The following is a 19,733-nucleotide window of genomic DNA, read 5'->3' as shown; positions in this document are numbered from 1 at the left end:
ATATGCCTCGTTTTTTTTTGATAAGCAGGTGTGATTCTGCGAGTGCGTAGTTATCGTGTTGTCAGTGCGCAGCTATCGATGCTTCACTGCGCAGTGACGGGTAAATGACTGCGCAGGTTTTTATTGATATTAAATTAATCGTATTTCGTCTGGGCTCAAACCTGAATTACCCCAAGGTTAAATTTCTCCGTAATCGGCGAATGATTGGCGGCCTCAATTCCCATACTGATCCATTTTCTGGTATCCACAGGATTGATGATCGCATCTGTCCAAAGCCTTGCAGCGGCATAAGTTGGCTGTGTCTGGCATGTATAATCTTTTAAAATTCTGTCCAAAAGTTCTTTTCTGTCTTCATCCGTAATCACTTTTCCTTGCTTTTTAAGTGCCGATTCCTGGATCTGAAGAAGCACTTTTCCCGCTTGCGAACCGCCCATTACAGCGAGTTCTGCCCAAGGCCAGGCAACAATCAGCCTCGGATCATAGGCTTTTCCGCACATGGCGTAATTGCCTGCACCATAAGAATTTCCCGTAATGATAGTAAATTTCGGAACAACTGAATTTGAGACCGCATTTACCATTTTTGCACCGTCTTTTATGATGCCGCCTTGCTCAGATTTAGAACCAACCATAAACCCCGTTACGTCCTGAAGGAAAACCAACGGAATTTTTCTCTGATTACAATTGGCGATAAATCTTGTCGCTTTATCCGCAGAATCGGAATAGATCACACCTCCAAACTGCATCTCGCCTTTGCCGCTTTTTACCAGTTTCCTTTGATTGGCGACAATTCCTACACTCCACCCATCGACTCTTGCCGTGCAGCAGATGATGGTTTTACCGTAATCCGGTTTGTATTCCTCATATTCTGAATTGTCGACAAGACATTTGATAATCTCCAGTGTATCATATTGTTCAGACCTGATCGCCGGCATTACTCCGAAAATATTATCGGGGTTTTCTTTCGGTGGAGCACTTTCGATTCTGTCGAATCCGGCTTTATCAAAATCTCCGAGAGATTTCATAATATTTTTGATCCTGTCAAGAGCATCTTTGTCGTCTTTGGCTTTGTAATCTGTCACGCCTGATATTTCGCAGTGTGTTGTTGCACCTCCGAGTGTTTCATTATCAATATTTTCTCCGATGGCTGCTTTCACAAGATAACTTCCAGCAAGGAAAATACTACCTGTTTTGTCCACGATCATCGCTTCGTCACTCATAATCGGGAGGTAAGCGCCACCTGCAACACAGCTTCCCATAATGGCCGAGATCTGAACGATACCAGATGAACTCATCTTCGCATTGTTCCTGAAAATCCTGCCGAACATTTCTTTATCCGGGAAGATCTCATCCTGCATCGGCAAAAAAACGCCCGCCGAATCAACTAAATAAATGATAGGCAAACGGTTTTCCATCGCAATTTCCTGAGCACGCAGATTTTTCTTTCCTGTGATCGGAAACCAGGCGCCTGCTTTTACCGTAGCGTCATTCGCAACCACGATGCATTGCCTTCCGGAAACATATCCCATCATTACGACAACGCCGCCGGCAGGACATCCGCCGTACTCCTCATACATTTCGTAACCGGCAAAAGCACCAATTTCTATGGAATCAGAATTTTTATCAAAAAGATATTCCAACCTTTCTCTGACGGTCATTTTTCCCTGATCGCGTTGTTTTTGAAGGGATTTTTCTCCGCCTCCCAATTTGATCTTTGACAAGGTCTTTTTTATTTCAGAATATTTCAGTTTATTGATATCTTCTCTTTTATTGAATTCTAAATCCATTTTGATTTTTCTTTGGCTCTAAAGATAAAATATTTTAAATAATCACAAAGTAGAAATCATAATTCTTGCTTTTATTAACTATAATAAAATATAATTTGCTTCTTTACGTTATATGTCTAAATGAAATAAATTTTTAGTTAGTTTATGTTATTTTTAATAAGTTCTTATTAAAAGATCCGTATAATCCAATTATGCGGATTTTTTATTTACAAGAATGCTTCCTAATATTCTTTTTAGACTTAAAATCTGTAATATTTATCCTAATTTTGCAGACTGAAAATCAATATTTCCAATGAAGAATTCTTATTTGCTGAGGTTACATTTTATCGTTTTTTTATGGGGATTCACGGCAATTTTAGGAAAATTGATATTGGCAGAAGCTCAGGTTCTGGTTTTTTACAGAATGTTATTTGCTGCCGTTTTTCTTTATTTATATTTAAGATTAATAAAAAAGGACAGCATCAAAGTCCCAAAAAATTTACTGCTTAAATTAATTGGGATCGGAAGTGTAATGGCTTTTCACTGGCTGTTTTTCTTCCAATCTATCAAGGTTTCCAATGTTTCCATCGCCTTATCATGTCTTTCACTGTCAACCTTATTCGCAGCCTTGATAGAACCTTTGGTCTTCAGAAGGAAGCCGGATTGGGCAGAAGTCGTTATCGGAATTATCATTGTGATCTGTATTTCTCTAATCTTCAATGCAGAACTAAAATATAAGGAAGGAATCATCTACGGAATTTTGTGCGCGCTTTTCGGGACAATATTTTCTGTGCTGAATGGAAAAATGTTTGGGAAAACCAGTTCCGGAAATATTATTTTTTATGAGATCGCAGGCGGATGGTTCATTATTAGTTTATTTTTTCTTTTTACAGGACAAATTTCTTCCGTCAGCGAAATAAGTTATACCGATATTGCGTTAGTATTATTGCTGGCTTCTGTCTTTACAGCTTATCCAATGTTTGAAAGCGTGAAACTGATGAAATTCATTTCGCCTTTTACATTGATTCTGACAGTAAATCTGGAACCGGTTTACGGGATTATCCTGGCTTTTTTTATCTTTGGAGCATCAGAGCATATGAGTCCTGTTTTTTATGGCGCTTCTTTCGTAATGATCGCATCAATTGTTGTTAACGGAATTATAAAATCGAGAAGGAAAAAAGAAGAGCTTATTACAGAATCTAAACCTCTGTAAACACTTATTAATGAAAAGAATTTTATTTTTTTTACTGATTATTTTAACCCAGTTTTCTGATGCACAGATCATCAGAAAATACTCTAATGAGTTCCTGAATATCGGTGCCGGCGCAAGAGGTCTCGCAATGGGCGGAGCCGTGGTTTCTAATCAGGATGATGTCTATTCTCCGATGTGGAATCCCGCAGGTTTGATGAAAATAGACCGAGACTGGCAGGTTGCAGCAATGCACGCAGAATATTTTGAATCCATTGCCAAATATGATTATATCGCTTACGCAAAACCTTTGGATTATGGTAATGGTGTTTTCGCCGTTTCATTAGTAAGATTAGGCGTTGATAATATTCTTAATACTACTCAATTAATTGATTCCGAAGGTAATATAGATTACGATAAAATAAGTTCTTTTTCTACCGCAGATTATGCGGCTCTGTTTTCTTATGCTTTTCATCCAAACGGAAATCAAAAATTAGATATCGGGGCAACTGCAAAAGTGGTCTATCGAAATGTGGGTAAATTTGCGAGCGGTTACGGTTTCGGATTTGACGTTGGCGGAATTTATCACACAGATACAGATTGGAACTATGGATTTATGCTGAGAGATGCCACAACTACGGTTAACTTCTGGACCATCAATCAAAAAGAATTATCAGCAGTGGTGAATGGTGAAGAATTCAATCCCGCTCCTACAGACAAGATGGAGATCACTATGCCAAAACTTAATCTGGGAGTCAGCAAAACTTATGAATTCAACAGAGATCTGAAATTGCTGCCGGAAGCTGGAGTCAATATCGATTTTGCTAAAACAGCAGCTTTGGTTTCCACGGATTTTGCAAGTATAACGCCTTATGCCGGTGGAGAATTGATCTTTCAGGATATGATTTTCGTCCGATTAGGTTTCAACAGATTTCAAACCCTTTCTGATATAGAGGATCTCAAAAGAAAAGTGTCTTTCCAGCCAAGTGCTGGAATTGGTATTAAATATAAAGGTTTAACTTTGGATTACGCTATTACCAATTCCGGGATCGGAGGCTCTAACTTCTATTCTAATTTCTTTTCTTTGAAACTTGATATGGAAGGTTTTAGGAATTAAAATATATTCTCATTATGAAAAAGTTTTCAATATTTTTATCAATAATTTTTATTGTATTAATAAAGTCTCAAAATTTATCTGATTACAAGTACGTCCTGATTCCTTCAGAATTCAATGATTTTAAAGAAAACAGATCTTATGATTTGAACGTAATTCTGGAAAAATCTTTGAAAGGAAAAAAATACACAATATTATCTGAAAATAAAACCCAATGGCCATCTGATGCACTTGTAAATCCTTGTAAAGTGGTGAATGCTGAAATCCTGGATGATAAAAGTATGTTCAGAAATAAAGTCATTTTACAGTTCAAAGATTGTAATAATCAGGTGATCCTAATCCAAAAAGGAGTAAGTACAATCAAAGAATATGAACCGGGATTTCAGGATGCTTTGAAGCGGGCTCTGGTTCAGATCCCTGTTTCTAATCCAAGCACTGTAACCGAAAAACTTACAGATGCCAAATCTCAGGAATCAAATAAGTCATCAGAAAGAACACCAACGACAGAAGTCGTTTCTCAAACTCAGACGGCTCAAAAATATACGAGAGGGAATTTGACTCTGCAAAAGGTTCAAATCGATGAAAGTCAATTTATTTTGGTAGATGGAAAAAGTTCTTTCCCGTTTGCTACATTTAAATCCACCACTCAAAATGGTGTTTTCCGAGTAAAGTTAGGCTCTGGCGAATCTACAATCGGATATTACGAAAATGGAAATATTGTAATAGAAATGCCTAAAAGCAACGGCGAATTCTCAAAAGATATTTTTACTGCAAATTAGTTTAAGTAACTATATTCATTAAAATAAAATGGTCAGAAGCAGTTCCGACCATTTTTTGTTTTAATCATTTATTTATTGGGCTGAGGTGTATATCGCAAATAAGGTTTTACAACTTTTACACCTTTGGTAAATTTTTTCTCAGCGTCTTCCTGCGAAAGTGTTGCGGGAACTATGACATCATCACCGTCTTTCCAGTCAACCGGTGTTGCAACACCATAGCCGTCAACCAATTGGAGAGAATCCAAAACTCTTAAGATCTCGGTGAAATTTCTTCCCGTTGATGCCGGATAAGTGATGATCAATCTTACTTTTTTGTTCGGATCGATAATCAACAAAGATCTTACAGTTAAAGATGCGCTGGCATTCGGGTGGATGAAATCGTATAATTCAGACACTTTTTTGTCCTGATCTGCAATGATTGGGAATTCGACTTCTGTATTTTGAGTTTCGTTGATGTCGGAGATCCAGCCTTTGTGATTGTCTATTCCGTCAACACTCAAAGCAAGGACTTTTGTATTCCTTTTATCAAATTCCGGTTTCAGTTCTGATGTTTTTCCCAGCTCTGTAGTGCAAACAGGCGTGTAATCTGCGGGATGAGAAAATAAAATCCCCCAGGAATCACCAAGATATTCATAAAAATTAAGTTTTCCAAGACTGCTTTCTGCATCAAAATCCGGAGCAGTATCACCAAGTTTAATAGACATATTATTATATTTTTTTGATTAATGGATAACAAATTTAATAAATAAAAAAATCAATTCATACTAATTTGGTATTAATTATTTCAGCTAATAAAAAAACCACTCCGAAATTTCGAAATGGTTGTAACTTTAATATTATAAATTGATTATAAAGTTTTTACTTTAGTATCATCAATGTTATATTTCTTGATAACTTCTTCGTAAGATAAAGTTTTTGGATCTACAGAATTAGCATTTTTACCAAAATCTGCAGGAACCAAAACAATTCTGAATCTTTGTCCTGTAATATAACTTGGTGTCAAAGTTAAATTGTATGTTCCACTTGCGTACAGTTGAAAATCATTCTTTGTGAAGTCAAAAGTATAATCCAATTCATTGTTTGTCGTGTTACCTGCAGTAATGTTGTAAAGAGTTTGTGGCAACGGCTGCCAAACTGTATTACCATTATCTGTACCGGTTTGTCTGTATACCAATACAACGTCGCTGTCAAACATAGGTCTGTTAAATGCCTGATTGTATGTTGCTTGCTGGGAATTTACATCATAAGTCATATTAACAGTTAAATCATATACAGCAGAATATGTATCGTTATCTACATAATCATCGTCATCATCTTTACAGCTAAGGATAAATATACTGGAAATCAGTAATAATAAAAGGGGAAGGAACTTTTTCATAGGTTTAATTATTTACGTTATAATTTTAATTACAAATAACAGACCATAAAAATAGCCATTTAAAGCGGAATTAATATCTTTATGGAAAGTTTTCTAAAATTTAGATATCAAAAAAATGAAAAGGTTAAGCCTGTTTTTTATAATTCTTATTTCGCAGTTTTTGTATTGCCAATATCAGCCTAAAAATATATCTTCCAGCGATCTTAAAAAGGCAAATGAGTGGGTTGACAAAACTTACAATTCTCTTTCCCAGGATGAGAAACTTGGTCAGCTTTTTATTGTGGCACTTTATACCAATAAGGACGAGGCGCACATCAATCAAATCAGAAATATCATTACCAATGATAAAATCGGAGGTTTGATTCTGATGCAGGATGATGCCGCGAGAGAAATCAATTTGGTAAACGAATTCCAGTCTAAATCAAAAGTCCCGCTTATGATCGGTATGGATGCAGAATGGGGACTTTTCCAAAGAATTGCAAAAGCGCACAAATATCCTTGGGCAATTACACTTGGAGCAATCCAGGACAAGAATCTGATCTACGAGATGTCGTCCAAAATTGCCGAAGACTGCAAAAGAATGGGGATCAATTGGGATTTTGCGCCCGTTGTGGATGTCAATACCAACCCGAATAATCCAATTATCGGCAACAGAAGTTTCGGTTCTGATGTTAATAATGTCGTGAATTCTGCTTTGGCCTATTCCAACGGTTTGCAGGATAATAAAATTCTGGCTGCCATCAAACATTTCCCGGGTCACGGCGATACGAATAAGGATTCACACCTGGATCTTCCCGTTGTTTCTCATAATATGGACCGATTGGAAAAAATTGAATTAGCACCTTTCAAAGCATTAATGAATAAAGGAATTGGCGGTGTGATGGTAGCGCATCTTTACGTTCCGAGTCTGGAAAATGAAAAAGGAATTCCCGCTTCTATTTCTAAAAAAATAGTAACGGGTCTTCTCAAAGAAAAATATGGTTACAAAGGATTGATTATTACGGATGCGCTGAATATGGGCGCTGTTGCCAACAAATTCAAAGCGGGAGAATTGGATGCATTAGCTTTTGAGGCTGGAAATGATTTGATGCTTTTTTCACAGGATGTTGCAACAGGAAAAAGTTTAATTTTAAAAGGAATTGAAAATGGAAAAATTCCGCAAAGTCGAGTAGAAGAGAGTGTGAAGAAAATTCTTTTAACCAAATATTTTCTCGGTCTTAATCAATATTCCAACATCAATCCAGAAAACGTTGCTGATGATCTGAACAACGCCCCCCATTCCGAAATCGTTCAGAAAATGTATTCCAATGCTTTAACTTTAATTAAGGACGATAAAAAATTATTGCCGCTTGATTGCAAAGAAACTTACTATTATGTTCCGTTGGAAGAAGCAGGTTATGAAACTTTCCTCAATCAATTAAATACAGGAACGACAATTATTCTTAAAAAAGCTTCCGAAATCACATCAATTCCTGCCAATTCAAAAGTGATTGTTGGTTTTCACAAAGATAATTCTACGGCTTACAAACCTTATAAAATTTCGGATACAAGCAAGAAAATATTATCAGAATTCAGCCAAAATCAAAATGTAATTCTGGATGTTTTCGGAAGTCCATATGCTTTGAAAGATATTGATATTTCAAAAGTTTCCACAGTTCTTGTTTCTTACGAGAATAATGACGATGCAATGAAGGCAACAGCAAACGGAATTCTCGGTCAAACTAAGATCTGGGGAAGACTTCCGGTTTTAGTAAATGACAACCTGAAATACGGAATGGGAATCGATGTTGATGCAAAAACTCCAACCAATCAAACTGATAGAAAAAATAGTTCGGAAACGAAAAATTCTAAGGTCGTAATTGAGTAAATTTGACGGGTATTTTGGGCGCATAGAATTGCAGTCATTATACTTTTTACATAATACATTGTACAAAAAAAATGAAAATAGGTATACTTTGTTACCCGACTTACGGCGGAAGCGGTATTGTAGCAACAGAATTAGGAATGAGCCTGGCCAATAAAGGCTATGAAGTTCATTTCATTAGTTCTGCACTGCCAGCACGTTTGGACGTTACCAACCCGAACATTTTCTTTCATAAAGTGAATGTTCAAACCTATCCGCTCTTCCAATATCAGCCTTATGATATCGCGTTGTCATCGATGATTTATCGCGTTGTCAATCTTTACAAATTGGATATTTTGCACGCGCATTATGCGATTCCGTATGCTTATGCGGCGTTCACGGCAAAACAAATGCTGAAGGCGGAACACAAAGATGTGCCGTTAGTAACCACGCTTCACGGGACGGATATTACCTTGGTTGGTCAACATCCGAGTTACAAACACGCTGTCGAATTCTCTATCAATCAAAGTGATACAATAACTTCTGTCTCCGAAAGTCTGAAAAAAGATACACTTCAGTTCTTCAATATTCAGAAAGAGATTCAGGTGATTACCAATTTTATTGATAATTCTGTTTTTGATGAAGATTGCAAAACTTGCCAAAGAGAACAGTTTGCGAGCGACGATGAGAAAATTCTGATTCACGTTTCAAATCTCCGTCCTGTAAAGAGAATTCAGGATGTTTTGGAGATTTTTAAGAATGTCAATCGAAAAGTGAAATCAAAGCTGATTATTATTGGTGAAGGACCGGAAATGGAAAAAATCAACCAGTTTCTGGAAGAAAATCCCGACCTGATTGGGAAAATCAAATTACTCGGAAAAGTGAATGATTTGTATAGAATTTTACAGCTTTCCGACGTCTTTCTTTTACCATCGGAGCAGGAAAGTTTCGGATTGGCGGCTCTGGAGGCGATGGCGGCAAAAACACCTGTAATCAGTAGTAATGCTGGTGGAATCCCGGAAGTTAATATCCAAGGTGAAACTGGTTTCTTGGCTGAAATCGGAAATGTGGAAGCGATGTCCAATTACTGCATCAAACTTTTGAGTAATGAAGAACTTCTTGCCGAAATGAAAAAGAATGCGAAAGCGCAGGCAATGAAATTTGACCTCAAAAATATCCTTCCGATCTACATAGAAATGTACGAAACGACGATTGCAAAGTTTGAAGAAGCGAAATTGATTGACGCTGGGAATTAAAATAATGTGGGCAGCTTTTTTGCCTTCCACTCCCAAACCTAAAGGAGTGGTTCGACGAAGTCAATCTTTTTTGCAGACGATTTCAGTTTAAATAGAAATTGAGTAGAAGCAAAAAAGGATTTCCGTTCAAGTCGGGCTGCAGATTCAGCATACAAACAACAGTTGTCTATAAACACAACGCTTGTCATTGACTTCGTCGAATCTGCGATTTCCGTAGGAACCTAAACTTAGCTGTCGAGATTCCTACGGAAATCGCAGATTCGACGAAGTCAATGACAAACTAGACGTTAAAAAAATAACTAATTGAGTAATGGACAATCTAATTATTGTCAAAAATAATTAGAAATTTCCAAAATTTTTATAACTTAACCCTTTCGAAGTCACGAACTTTGAAAGGGTTTTTGTTTAACGAAAATCAAAACACACAAATGAATGAAGAAATATTACAATATCTCTGGAATTTTAAAAAATTCCGACACTTCGATTTTGTTTCCACTGATGGGAAAAATATTGAAATCTTAAACTTTGGCGAATGGAACAAGAATTCGGGACCGGATTTTCTATTTGCTAAAATTAAAATTGACAACATCATTTTCGCCGGAAACATCGAGATTCATACAAAAGCTTCCGATTGGTTTTTCCACAACCATTCCGGAAATCCCGAGTTCGGAAATCTGATTCTTCATGCCGTTTACATTAATGATTGCGAAATCCCTGAATTGGAAAATCAGCAGATTCTGACCTTGGAACTCAGAGATTATATTGATGAAACTTTGATTCAGAAACATCAGAAACTGAGGGAGGAACATTCGTTTGTTCCTTGCGAAAAGCTATTTAATAAGAATAAAATCCCATTATTTTTTGAAGAAGAAGTTTTGCTCAAAAAGTTAGATTCCAAATCTGAATCTTTGGAATCGTCATTAAAGAAAAATCAAAATAATTATGAAGCGGTTTTGTTTCAGCAATTGGCTTATACTTTTGGATTGAAAGTTAATGCTGAGATTTTTCTGCAGTTAGCCGAAAGTCTGGACTTTTCCGTTATTCAAAAAATCAAGCAAAATAGAGTTCAGTTGGAAGCTTTATTATTCGGGATTTGTAATTTCCTTGGTGAGCCAAAAGATGAAATGATGACAATCTGGAAACGCGAATTTGATTTTCTGACGATTAAATTTAATATTAATGAAGTCAGAATCGCTCCGAAATTCTCAAAGCTTCGGCCGCCAAATTTCCCTACGATTCGACTTTCGCAATTGGTGAATCTTTATCATTCTCAGCCAAATCTCTTTTCGAAAATCATTGAAGCGAAAATGATTGATGATTTGTATTTGATTTTTGAAGATATTTCTGCTTCGGAATATTGGGATAATCATTTTAATTTCGGGAAAATTTCTCCAGTTGAAGGCCAAAAATTATTGAGCAAAGATTTCATCGATTTAATTATAATTAATGCGATTCTACCCATCAAATATTTTTATCAGAAGAATCATAATCCTGAAATTGTAGATGATATTTTTGATTTTTACAGGCAGCTGAAACCTGAGAAAAATTCGGTTTTGGATGAATGGAAAAATGTGGGTATGAAATTTTCCAATGCTTTACAGACACAGGCTTTTCTTTACCAGTATAAAATATTCTGTACTCAGAAAAAATGTTTAAATTGCAGTATCGGTTTTCAGTTGTTGAAGAGTCAGGATTAAAGTAAATATTTTGAAATGAAAGAGCCAATAATCATAAACAATCTTCGCCATAAAATGGAAAAAGAGTGGTTTGGCGTCCTAACCAGATATGGACACAAACTTGGAATTCCTGTTTCGAAATTGCGTGTTTTCTTTATTTATTCCACGTTTGCAACGGCGGGAGTTTTCTTTTTGTTTTATTTAGGATTGGCTTTTATGCTTTGGGTAAAAGATTGTATTGTAACGAAAAGACCAAGCGTTTTTGATTTGTGATTTTTCTCGCAGATTTAGCAAATTTTGCAGATTTTAATACAATGTAATATTGTCATTCCGTAGGAATCTCAACAGCTAAGTTTAGGTTCCTACGGAAATCGCAGATTCGACGAAGTCAATGACAAGCGTTGTGTTTATAGACAAATGTTGTTTTATGCAGAATCCCGCAGCCCGGCTTGAGTGGAAATCCTTTTTTGCATGTAATCAAGTTCTATTTAGATGGCAATTCTCTGTAAAAAAGATTGACTTCGTCGAGTTTGGGAACGGAAGACGGATATAGCTGCCCAAATCATTTCTAAATGAAAAAATCCGATTGAAAACTCAACCGGATTTGTATTTTGAAAGAAGTCTAATATCTAACTTCTAAAATCTAATTTCTAATTATGGATTTGCAGTTTTTAAGTTTGCAGATGCATATTCTCTGTTCATTCTTGCGATGTTCTCGAGAGAGATTCCTTTCGGACATTCTACTTCACAAGCGCCAGTATTGGAACAGTTTCCAAACCCTTCTTCGTCCATTGCTTTTACCATATTCAGAACTCTTCTTGTAGCTTCTACACGGCCTTGAGGTAACAATGCGAACTGAGATACTTTTGCGCCAACGAACAGCATTGCAGAACCGTTTTTACAAGAAGCAACACAAGCGCCACAACCGATACACGCCGCAGCATCCATCGCTTTGTCAGCGTCTTCTTTCGGAACCAAAATCGCGTTGGCATCCAAAGTATTTCCGGAAGTATTCACAGAAACGAATCCACCTGCAGCCATTACTCTGTCAAAAGCACTTCTGTCAACCACCAAATCCTTAATTACCGGAAAAGCAGCACTTCTCCAAGGTTCGATGTGGATAGTTTCGCCATCTTTGAAATGGCGCATATGCAACTGGCAAGTCGTAATTCCTGTATCTGGTCCATGCGCTCTACCGTTGATGTAAAGTGAACACATTCCGCAGATTCCCTCGCGACAGTCGTGATCGAAGGCAACTGGATCTTGTCCGTTGTTGATCAACTGCTCGTTCAGGATATCCAACATTTCCAGGAATGAAGAATCCGTGGAAACATCGGACAGTTTATAGCTTTCGAACTGACCTTTTGTTTTATTATTTTTTTGTCTCCAAATTTTCAGCGTAAGATTTAAGCCTTTTTTTGCACTCATAATTTAATAATTTGAGAGGATTTTAATCATTTTTTAAATCAAATTCATATTTAATACCACACGTAAAACCGAGGCCTTGAGTGCGGTAAGAAGATGGAGCAATTTTATTGATTCCAGCTTCTCCTATTGCTCCAATAGAAGCAAATATTTCATTTTTATAGATAGACTTTTCTAATCCTACACCAAAAATAAAATTGGTTTCTGATTTTTTTAAATCCAAGTTTTCATTTAAATTGTTAAAGGCCAATTTGGGTTCTTTGTCTCCAAAATAATAGGTTGAATTATTATCAAACGTATTAAATCCGAGACCCAAATCTCCGTAAAACCTTAATCCATTACCAATTCCTCCTGCGATTCTGTATTGCAGATTGATGGAATTGACATCAAACTGATATTTATTAGTAGAAAAATCTTCACTTACCGAACCTTTTTCTGTTCTCTTATATTCAATTTTTACAGCAGAAGATATTGCAATATTTGGATTTTTGAAGTAATAAACTGCCGACAAACCATAATTTGGTTTCCACATAGCAGAACCTATTACAGCTCTTCCTTCTGTTACTTTAGAATTGACAATGTTTGAAAAACCATAACCAAAGTCAACTCCAAGATCTAACTTTTGAGAAAAAGAAATGGTTGGTAAAACAATCAATAATAAAATTAATTTCTTCATTCTTAATTACCTTCAAGCGCTTGCAAAAAGCTTTCGTTATTGATGAGCTGTACTACAAGATTATCAATCGCAGGAGGCAAAAATTTTGAAAAATTCGCACCCTTTGTATTCGCTTTTCCTACTAGTATATCTGTCCATACAATCTTATTATTTTCATCAATAAGTTGGAATTTTACCGTGATTTGAGGTATCAACTGAACAGATGAAAATCCTGAAACTGCTTCATAATCAAATTTTTGAAGGCTCGATTTCAAGGTTTTGTTTGTAGTTCCTGTAATATTAATTCCTTTTTTAACCAATCCGGAACTGATAGCTTTGGTTAATAATTGCGGAACAGGTTCTTCTGCCAAATATGCACCAGACATAGTCTGATTGTACATATTCTTTTTGTAGAAGATAACTTTTTCATCAGTATAACCTCGTTCATCTTTCATAGGTTCTACTTTGACACCGCTAGCAGAAGTTACTGTTTTTTCTACAGTATAAGCTGGTTGATAATTAATCTTTTCTATGGAATTGCTAAGTGCACAGCTGGTTAATACGCTTCCTGCAAATATGATTGCTCCAATTTTAAAAATGATGCTTTTCATGGTTTTAGTTTATTTGTAACTTCTTGCTTTGACTTCAATATTCTCGTACACAAGATCTTCTTTGTGAACAATAGATTGATTGATGTCCATACCTTTGTATTCCCAAGCTGCAACGTATTTGTAATTCACATCGTCACGTTCTGCTTCACCTTCCGGTGTTGCGTGATCTTCACGGAAATGTCCTCCACAAGATTCATTTCTGTTCAGCGCATCTATCGCCATCAATTGTCCTAATTCTAAGAAATCTGCTACTCGAAAAGCTTTTTCCAATTCCGGATTCATATTGTCAGAATCACCAGGAACTCTTACATCTTTCCAGAAGTTGTTTCTTACTTCTTCGATTTCTTTGATCGCTTCTCTAAGACCTTCAGGCGTTCTTCCCATTCCCACTTTGTTCCACATAATGTGACCTAATTGTTTGTGGAAATGATCGACTGTGTGCGTTCCTTTATTGGTTAAGAAGAAATTGATCTTTTCTTTAATTTCCTTTTCAGCTTCGTTGAATTCCGGAGTATCTGTAGAGATTTTTCCAGTTCTGATATCTGCAGAAAGATAATCTGCAATCGTGTATGGTAAAACGAAATAACCGTCTCCCAAACCTTGCATCAATGCAGAAGCTCCAAGTCTGTTGGCGCCGTGATCTGAGAAGTTAGCTTCACCTATTACAAAACATCCCGGAATTGTAGACTGAAGATTATAATCAACCCAAACCCCACCCATTGTGTAATGAACTGCAGGGTAAATTTTCATCGGCGTTTTATAAGGATCGTCTGCAGTAATTTTCTCATACATTACGAACAAGTTACCGTATTTTTCCTCGATCCAAGCCTTTCCAAGATCGTAAATCTGCTGATCTGTAGGATTATGAATGTGTTTTTCTATAGCGGCTTCTTTACCTTTTTTCATGATCTCTGTTGAGAAATCCAGATAAACGCCTTCTTTTGTGTCATTATTTTCGATTCCATATCCGGCATCACAACGCTCTTTTCCAGCTCTGGAAGCAACGTCCCTAGGAACCAGGTTTCCAAATGCAGGATATCGTCTTTCTAGGTAGTAATCTCTGTTTTCTTCTGCGATATTTTCTGGTCTCAGTTTTCCTTCTCTGATGGCAACAGAATCTTCAATGTTTTTAGGAACCCAGATTCTTCCTGAGTTTCTAAGAGATTCTGACATCAAGGTTAATTTAGACTGCTGAGTTCCGTGAACAGGAATACAAGTCGGGTGTATCTGTACATAACAAGGATTTGCAAAATATGCCCCTTTTTTATGAATTTTCCAGGCTGCAGAAACGTTGGATCCCATTGCATTTGTCGAAAGGAAATAGACGTTTCCATAACCTCCGGAAGCAATGACTACTGCATGAGCAGAATGTTTTTCGATTTCTCCCGTTACAAGATTTCTTGCGATGATTCCTCTTGCTTTTCCATCTACAATTACTAAGTCTAGCATCTCGTGACGATTGAACATCTGGATTCTACCTTTACCGATCTGACGGCTCATTGCAGAATAGGCTCCTAATAACAATTGTTGTCCAGTTTGGCCTTTTGCATAAAAAGTTCTTTTTACCTGAACACCGCCAAATGAACGGTTGTCCAATTGTCCGCCATATTCTCTTCCGAATGGAACGCCTTGCGCCACACATTGGTCGATGATATTAGCAGAAACTTCTGCTAATCTGTAAACGTTAGCTTCTCTTGCACGGTAATCTCCACCTTTGATCGTATCGTAGAATAATCTGTATGTTGAATCTCCGTCGCCTTGATAATTCTTGGCAGCATTGATACCGCCTTGCGCAGCAATAGAGTGTGCTCTTCTTGGAGAATCCTGATAGCAAAATGCCTTTACATTATAACCTTGCTCGGCAAGAGTCGCAGCAGCAGAACCGCCGGCTAATCCTGTCCCAACAATGATGATATCTATTTTGTCCCGGTTGTTTGGTGCAACCAGGTTCATGTGATCTTTATGATTTTTCCATTTGTCCTTAAGTGGACCAGCAGGAATTTTTGAATCTAAACCCATAATTTATTTTATTATTATTGAGTAACGAAATGATAAATTGCGATGATGATAAATCCTAGTGGAATAAGTACAGAATACCAGTTTCCAAAAGCCTTAATAAAAGGTGTGTATTTAGGATGTCTTGCTCCAATTGACTGGAAAGAAGACTGGAATCCGTGAGCTAAGTGGAGACCTAACAATACGAATGCAATCACATAAAGTACAACTCTCCACAGATCGTGGAATTTATGATGCAATTCTTCCCAATATCTTATTTCATCGGGATTATTTCCTTGGATATACTTGTAGCTGATCTCAGGAAACCAAAAATCGTAAAAGTGTAATGCTATAAATGCTAAGATTACAGCGCCTGAAATGATCATATTTCTGGACATCCAGGTAGAATTAGCCGAACCTTGGTTCATTGCATATTTCACCGGTCTCGCACTGTTGTTTCTTACTTCCAGTACAAATCCCATTACAAAATGGAATACAACTGCGAAGATCAAAATCGGCTGCATCAGAAACTGAACTGCCGGATTATATCCCATGAAATGCGAAGCTGCGTTGAAATTATCTTCACTGAAAATTGAAATTAAATTGGTGGACAAATGCATCACCAAAAAAATCAGCAAGAACATTGCTGAAAGTGCCATAGCATATTTTCTGCCTATAGAAGACGTAATCCCTGCCATAATTCTGTTTGTTATTTGAATTTCCACAAATTTAGAAAATAGTTGAGTGAAGTAACATTGAGAAATGTCAGAAAAATACAGTTTGTAATCTTTCTAAATAACTTTAATTGAATGTTAATTATATTTCAAAATTTGATAATCTTTATTAACTAAAAAGAAAAATCCCGAAATTAATTCGGGATTCTGTCTGTTATAATTCTTTTCTCAATCTTGCAACCGGAATGTTCAGCTGTTCGCGGTATTTTGCAATCGTTCTTCTGGCGATGTTGTAGCCTTTTTCTTTTAGAATTCCTACAAGCGCATCGTCTGTGTAGGGTTTTCTTTTATTTTCCTTACCAATAGCTTCCTGCAGGTGTTGTTTTATTTCTTTTGTAGAAACCTCCTCGCCGTCATCATTCGTTAATGAATCTGAGAATAAGTTTTTCAAATAAACGATTCCGTTTGGCGTGTCGGCATATTTGCTTTTCACAACTCTTGAGATTGTAGAAATATCGAAACCGGTAATATCGGCAACATCTTTCAGGATCATTGGCCGGATATTTTTCTCATCCCCGGAAATGAAATAATCTTTTTGAAGTTTCACAATCGCAGTAATGGTTTGCAAAAGTGTGTTTTGTCTTTGGTTGATGGCGTCGATATACCATTTTGCAGCATCCAGCTTTTGCTTGATGAAAAGTGCAGCCTGCTTATGTTCTGCAGATTTTTTATCGTGAGAATAAGTCGTTAAAATCTCTTTATATTCATCTGAAACACGAAGAGAAGGAGCGTTTTTGTTATTCAATGTCGGAATTACCTGATTGTCTTTTACCTGAAGTACAAAATCCGGAATGATTTCCTGATTGATAGTGATGGTCTGAGTGTCAAAATTACCGCCAACTTTTGGAGACAACCGTGCAATTTCGTCCAATGCCTCTTTCAAATCTTCTTCTTCTATATCATATTTTTGAAGAATTTTGTTGTAATGTTTGTTAGCAAGCGCATCAAATTGATTTCTCAAAATATTTCCTGCCAAAATTACAACAGGATTTGAACTCACTTTTTTCTCGATTTGAAGTAAGAGACATTCTCTAAGATCTCTTGCACCAACGCCCGGTGGGTCCAGTTTTTGAACATAATTTTCAAGAATATCGGTTACTTTTTCTGTTGTTGTATAAATGCCTTGCGAAAACGCCAGATCATCAACAATAGATTTTATTTCTCTTCTCAGATAACCATCTGTGTCTAGGTTTCCAATAATATATTCGCAGATTTTAAGGTCTTCTTCATCTACACTGGACAGGCGGATTTGCTCAAGAAGATAATCATAAAGCGTTTGTCCCTCAGTCAAAAGTGACTGGTTGTCAAATTCTTCATCGTCTGCAGAATAGTTGCTGCTGGCAGTTTTATAACTTGGCTCATCATCATAAAGGTAATCGTTAACATCAAAATCCGTTTCTATGCTTTCCGTACCTTCATTTTCATAAGCTTCTTCGGCGGCTGTGTAATCGTCTTCTTTGCTTTCTTCCTCGTTTACTTTTTCCAAAGCCGGATTTTCCTCAAGCTCTCTTTCAAGTTCTTCTTCAAATTCCAAAGTGTGAAGTTGTATCAATTTCATCAGTTGAATCTGTTGTGGAGCGAGTTTCTGTCCGAGTCTAAGTTGTAGATTTTGCTTTAGCATAATTTTTGAGTTTGTCAATTATTATCAACTTTACGAAGTTAAAAAATAATTTTCAAAAAACAATAAGTTTAGCACGATTTTTGATGAGTTAATAAAAGTTAACAAAAAACCTTCAGATTTTTCTGAAGGTTTTTTTGTTTTTAATTTAGAGAATTGCTTTTAAAATTCTGCATTTTTCGGCGTTCTCGGGAAAGGAATCACATCTCTGATATTTGTCATTCCGGTTACAAAAAGTACCAATCTTTCAAGACCTAAACCAAATCCTGCGTGCGGAACAGAACCGAATTTTCTGGTATCAAGATACCACCAAAGTTCGTGCTCGTCAACGCCGAAATCTTTCATTTTCTCAAGAAGAACGTCGTGTCTGGCTTCTCTTTCAGAACCTCCGATAATTTCGCCGATTCCTGGGAAAAGAACATCCATTGCGGCAACAGTTTTTCCATCGTCATTCAGTTTCATATAGAAAGCCTTGATTTCTTTTGGATAATCGAAAAGAACAACTGGCGTTTCAAAATGTTTCTCTACCAAATATCTTTCGTGCTCAGACTGCAAATCTGTTCCCCATTTCTCAATCGGATATTGGAATTTGCCTTTTTTATTTTCTTTGGAATTTAATAAAATCTCAATCGCTTCCGTGTAAGAAACTCTTTTGAAACGCTTCGCAACCACGTTTTGAAGTTTCTCAATCAAGCCTTCTTTTGCTCTGTCTTTTTCCGGTTTTGATTTTTGCTCTTCTTCAAAACGTTTATCAAGGAACTCCAAATCGTCTTTGCAGTTATCCAAAACGTATTGAATCACATATTTCAAAAAATCCTCAGCAAGGTCAATGTTATTCTCAAGATTGTTGAACGCCACTTCGGGTTCAATCATCCAAAACTCAGCTAAGTGACGCGTTGTGTTAGAATTTTCTGCACGGAAAGTAGGTCCGAAAGTGTAAATTCTTCCCAATCCCATCGCTGCAGTTTCGCCTTCAAGCTGGCCAGAAACGGTCAAGTTGGTTTTCTTTCCGAAAAAGTCCTGAGAAAAATCAATTTCTCCTTCTTCGGTTTTAGGCATATTATTAAGGTTAAAATTAGTTACACCAAACATTTCGCCGGCACCTTCTGCATCAGCTCCTGTGATAATCGGCGTGTTGATGTAGAAAAATTGATTTTGATTAAAGAAAGAGTGAATCGCAAAACTTACCGAGTGACGGATTCTGAAAACCGCCCCAAAAACATTGGTTCTAAATCTCAAATGCGCCTGCTCACGCAATTTTTCCAAGCTGTGTTTCTTTGGCTGAAGAATCGTTGATTGCAATTCATCAAAGAAATTGTCACCCAGAATCGTGATTTTTTTCGCAATGATTTCCACCGTTTGTCCAGCACCTTGGCTTTCCACTACTTCACCTACAATTTTCAAAGACGAAGCCGTGTTGATTTTCTTGATGGTTTCTTCATCAAAACTTTCAAAATCAACCACGATCTGCAGATTATTAATCGTAGAACCATCATTCAGCGCGATAAAACGATTGGAACGGAAAGCCCGAACCCAACCCTGAACGGTAATGTCGTGATGCAATACTTTTTTGTAATCTGCTAATAGGTCTTTAATTGTCTGTCGTTTCATCTGTAATTTATATATTTTTCAAAGGTCAGATGGAACACTTTACGACTTTATTATTCTCATAAAAGAGAAAGTTTTGTCTTTTAGTG

Annotated in this window: 17 protein-coding genes; 7 read left to right on the top strand and 10 right to left on the bottom strand. The window is 36.7% G+C overall.

Going from position 1 to position 19,733, the window contains the following annotated elements; genetic code table 11:
- Nucleotides 1–155: 155 nt before the first annotated feature.
- Nucleotides 156–1,784: an acyl-CoA carboxylase subunit beta gene (locus tag ACFJGY_RS15985; protein WP_379965918.1), complete on the bottom strand. Its 1,629-nt coding sequence runs from the start codon at nucleotides 1,782–1,784 to the stop codon at nucleotides 156–158.
- Between the two features lie 292 nt (nucleotides 1,785–2,076).
- Here ACFJGY_RS15985 and ACFJGY_RS15980 point away from each other — a divergent pair, with 292 nt between their 5' ends.
- The 3 genes from ACFJGY_RS15980 to ACFJGY_RS15970 are packed head-to-tail and all read left to right on the top strand — an operon-like array spanning nucleotide 2,077 to nucleotide 4,845.
- Nucleotides 2,077–2,976 carry a DMT family transporter gene (locus ACFJGY_RS15980; protein WP_379965915.1) on the top strand — a complete coding sequence of 300 codons (900 nt, stop codon included), beginning with the start codon at nucleotides 2,077–2,079 and terminating at the stop codon, nucleotides 2,974–2,976.
- Between the two features lie 10 nt (nucleotides 2,977–2,986).
- On the top strand, nucleotides 2,987–4,069 hold the full coding sequence (locus ACFJGY_RS15975) for a PorV/PorQ family protein (protein WP_379965912.1): 1,083 nt from the start codon (nucleotides 2,987–2,989) through the stop codon (nucleotides 4,067–4,069).
- 14 nt (nucleotides 4,070–4,083) lie between these two features.
- The gene (locus ACFJGY_RS15970; protein ID WP_379965909.1) at nucleotides 4,084–4,845 is read left to right on the top strand and encodes a hypothetical protein; all 762 of its coding nucleotides are present in this window, start codon (nucleotides 4,084–4,086) and stop codon (nucleotides 4,843–4,845) included.
- Nucleotides 4,846–4,913: 68 nt separating this feature from the next.
- Here the strand turns inward: ACFJGY_RS15970 and ACFJGY_RS15965 are convergent, their stop codons facing one another.
- Nucleotides 4,914–5,549 (bottom strand): peroxiredoxin, encoded by a 636-nt coding sequence (locus ACFJGY_RS15965; protein ID WP_379965906.1) that lies wholly within the window; start codon nucleotides 5,547–5,549, stop codon nucleotides 4,914–4,916.
- Nucleotides 5,550–5,692: 143 nt separating this feature from the next.
- Nucleotides 5,693–6,223: a hypothetical protein gene (locus ACFJGY_RS15960; protein ID WP_379965903.1), complete on the bottom strand. Its 531-nt coding sequence runs from the start codon at nucleotides 6,221–6,223 to the stop codon at nucleotides 5,693–5,695.
- A gap of 115 nt (nucleotides 6,224–6,338) precedes the next feature.
- On the opposite strand from ACFJGY_RS15960, the gene ACFJGY_RS15955 reads away from it, so the two are divergent.
- The 4 genes from ACFJGY_RS15955 to ACFJGY_RS15940 all read left to right on the top strand — a co-directional run bounded on the left by ACFJGY_RS15955 (nucleotide 6,339) and on the right by ACFJGY_RS15940 (nucleotide 11,271).
- Nucleotides 6,339–8,090 (top strand): glycoside hydrolase family 3 protein, encoded by a 1,752-nt coding sequence (locus ACFJGY_RS15955; RefSeq protein WP_379965900.1) that lies wholly within the window; start codon nucleotides 6,339–6,341, stop codon nucleotides 8,088–8,090.
- A 71-nt stretch (nucleotides 8,091–8,161) separates the two neighbouring features.
- Nucleotides 8,162–9,322 carry an N-acetyl-alpha-D-glucosaminyl L-malate synthase BshA gene (bshA, locus tag ACFJGY_RS15950; protein ID WP_379965897.1) on the top strand — a complete coding sequence of 387 codons (1,161 nt, stop codon included), beginning with the start codon at nucleotides 8,162–8,164 and terminating at the stop codon, nucleotides 9,320–9,322.
- 428 nt (nucleotides 9,323–9,750) lie between these two features.
- Nucleotides 9,751–11,019: a DUF2851 family protein gene (locus ACFJGY_RS15945; RefSeq protein WP_379965894.1), complete on the top strand. Its 1,269-nt coding sequence runs from the start codon at nucleotides 9,751–9,753 to the stop codon at nucleotides 11,017–11,019.
- Nucleotides 11,020–11,049: 30 nt separating this feature from the next.
- A complete protein-coding gene (locus ACFJGY_RS15940) occupies nucleotides 11,050–11,271 on the top strand; it encodes a PspC family transcriptional regulator (protein WP_379970220.1) in 222 nt (73 codons plus the stop codon).
- A 381-nt stretch (nucleotides 11,272–11,652) separates the two neighbouring features.
- Here the strand turns inward: ACFJGY_RS15940 and ACFJGY_RS15935 are convergent, their stop codons facing one another.
- The 7 genes from ACFJGY_RS15935 to asnS form a co-directional block, all read right to left on the bottom strand.
- Nucleotides 11,653–12,426, bottom strand: a complete 774-nt coding sequence (locus tag ACFJGY_RS15935; RefSeq protein ID WP_133945466.1) for a succinate dehydrogenase/fumarate reductase iron-sulfur subunit — start codon at nucleotides 12,424–12,426, stop codon at nucleotides 11,653–11,655.
- A 22-nt stretch (nucleotides 12,427–12,448) separates the two neighbouring features.
- Nucleotides 12,449–13,099: a hypothetical protein gene (locus tag ACFJGY_RS15930; RefSeq protein ID WP_379965891.1), complete on the bottom strand. Its 651-nt coding sequence runs from the start codon at nucleotides 13,097–13,099 to the stop codon at nucleotides 12,449–12,451.
- A 2-nt stretch (nucleotides 13,100–13,101) separates the two neighbouring features.
- Nucleotides 13,102–13,689 carry a hypothetical protein gene (locus ACFJGY_RS15925; RefSeq protein ID WP_379965888.1) on the bottom strand — a complete coding sequence of 196 codons (588 nt, stop codon included), beginning with the start codon at nucleotides 13,687–13,689 and terminating at the stop codon, nucleotides 13,102–13,104.
- A 9-nt stretch (nucleotides 13,690–13,698) separates the two neighbouring features.
- Nucleotides 13,699–15,708, bottom strand: coding sequence for a fumarate reductase/succinate dehydrogenase flavoprotein subunit (locus tag ACFJGY_RS15920; RefSeq protein ID WP_379965885.1), 2,010 nt, complete (start codon nucleotides 15,706–15,708; stop codon nucleotides 13,699–13,701).
- 14 nt (nucleotides 15,709–15,722) lie between these two features.
- Complete coding sequence (locus ACFJGY_RS15915; protein WP_379965882.1) at nucleotides 15,723–16,382, bottom strand: succinate dehydrogenase cytochrome b subunit; 660 nt, start codon at nucleotides 16,380–16,382, stop codon at nucleotides 15,723–15,725.
- A 190-nt stretch (nucleotides 16,383–16,572) separates the two neighbouring features.
- Nucleotides 16,573–18,039 (bottom strand): RNA polymerase factor sigma-54, encoded by a 1,467-nt coding sequence (rpoN, locus tag ACFJGY_RS15910; RefSeq protein WP_379965879.1) that lies wholly within the window; start codon nucleotides 18,037–18,039, stop codon nucleotides 16,573–16,575.
- A gap of 159 nt (nucleotides 18,040–18,198) precedes the next feature.
- Nucleotides 18,199–19,647 carry an asparagine--tRNA ligase gene (gene asnS, locus ACFJGY_RS15905; protein WP_379965876.1) on the bottom strand — a complete coding sequence of 483 codons (1,449 nt, stop codon included), beginning with the start codon at nucleotides 19,645–19,647 and terminating at the stop codon, nucleotides 18,199–18,201.
- Nucleotides 19,648–19,733 lie beyond the last annotated feature (86 nt).

The sequence above is a fragment of the Epilithonimonas sp. UC225_85 genome (assembly GCF_042695135.1).
Classification (GTDB): domain Bacteria; phylum Bacteroidota; class Bacteroidia; order Flavobacteriales; family Weeksellaceae; genus Epilithonimonas.
The sequence above is the reverse complement of the archived record's forward strand: the minus strand, read 5'-3'. Positions and strand labels throughout refer to the sequence as shown.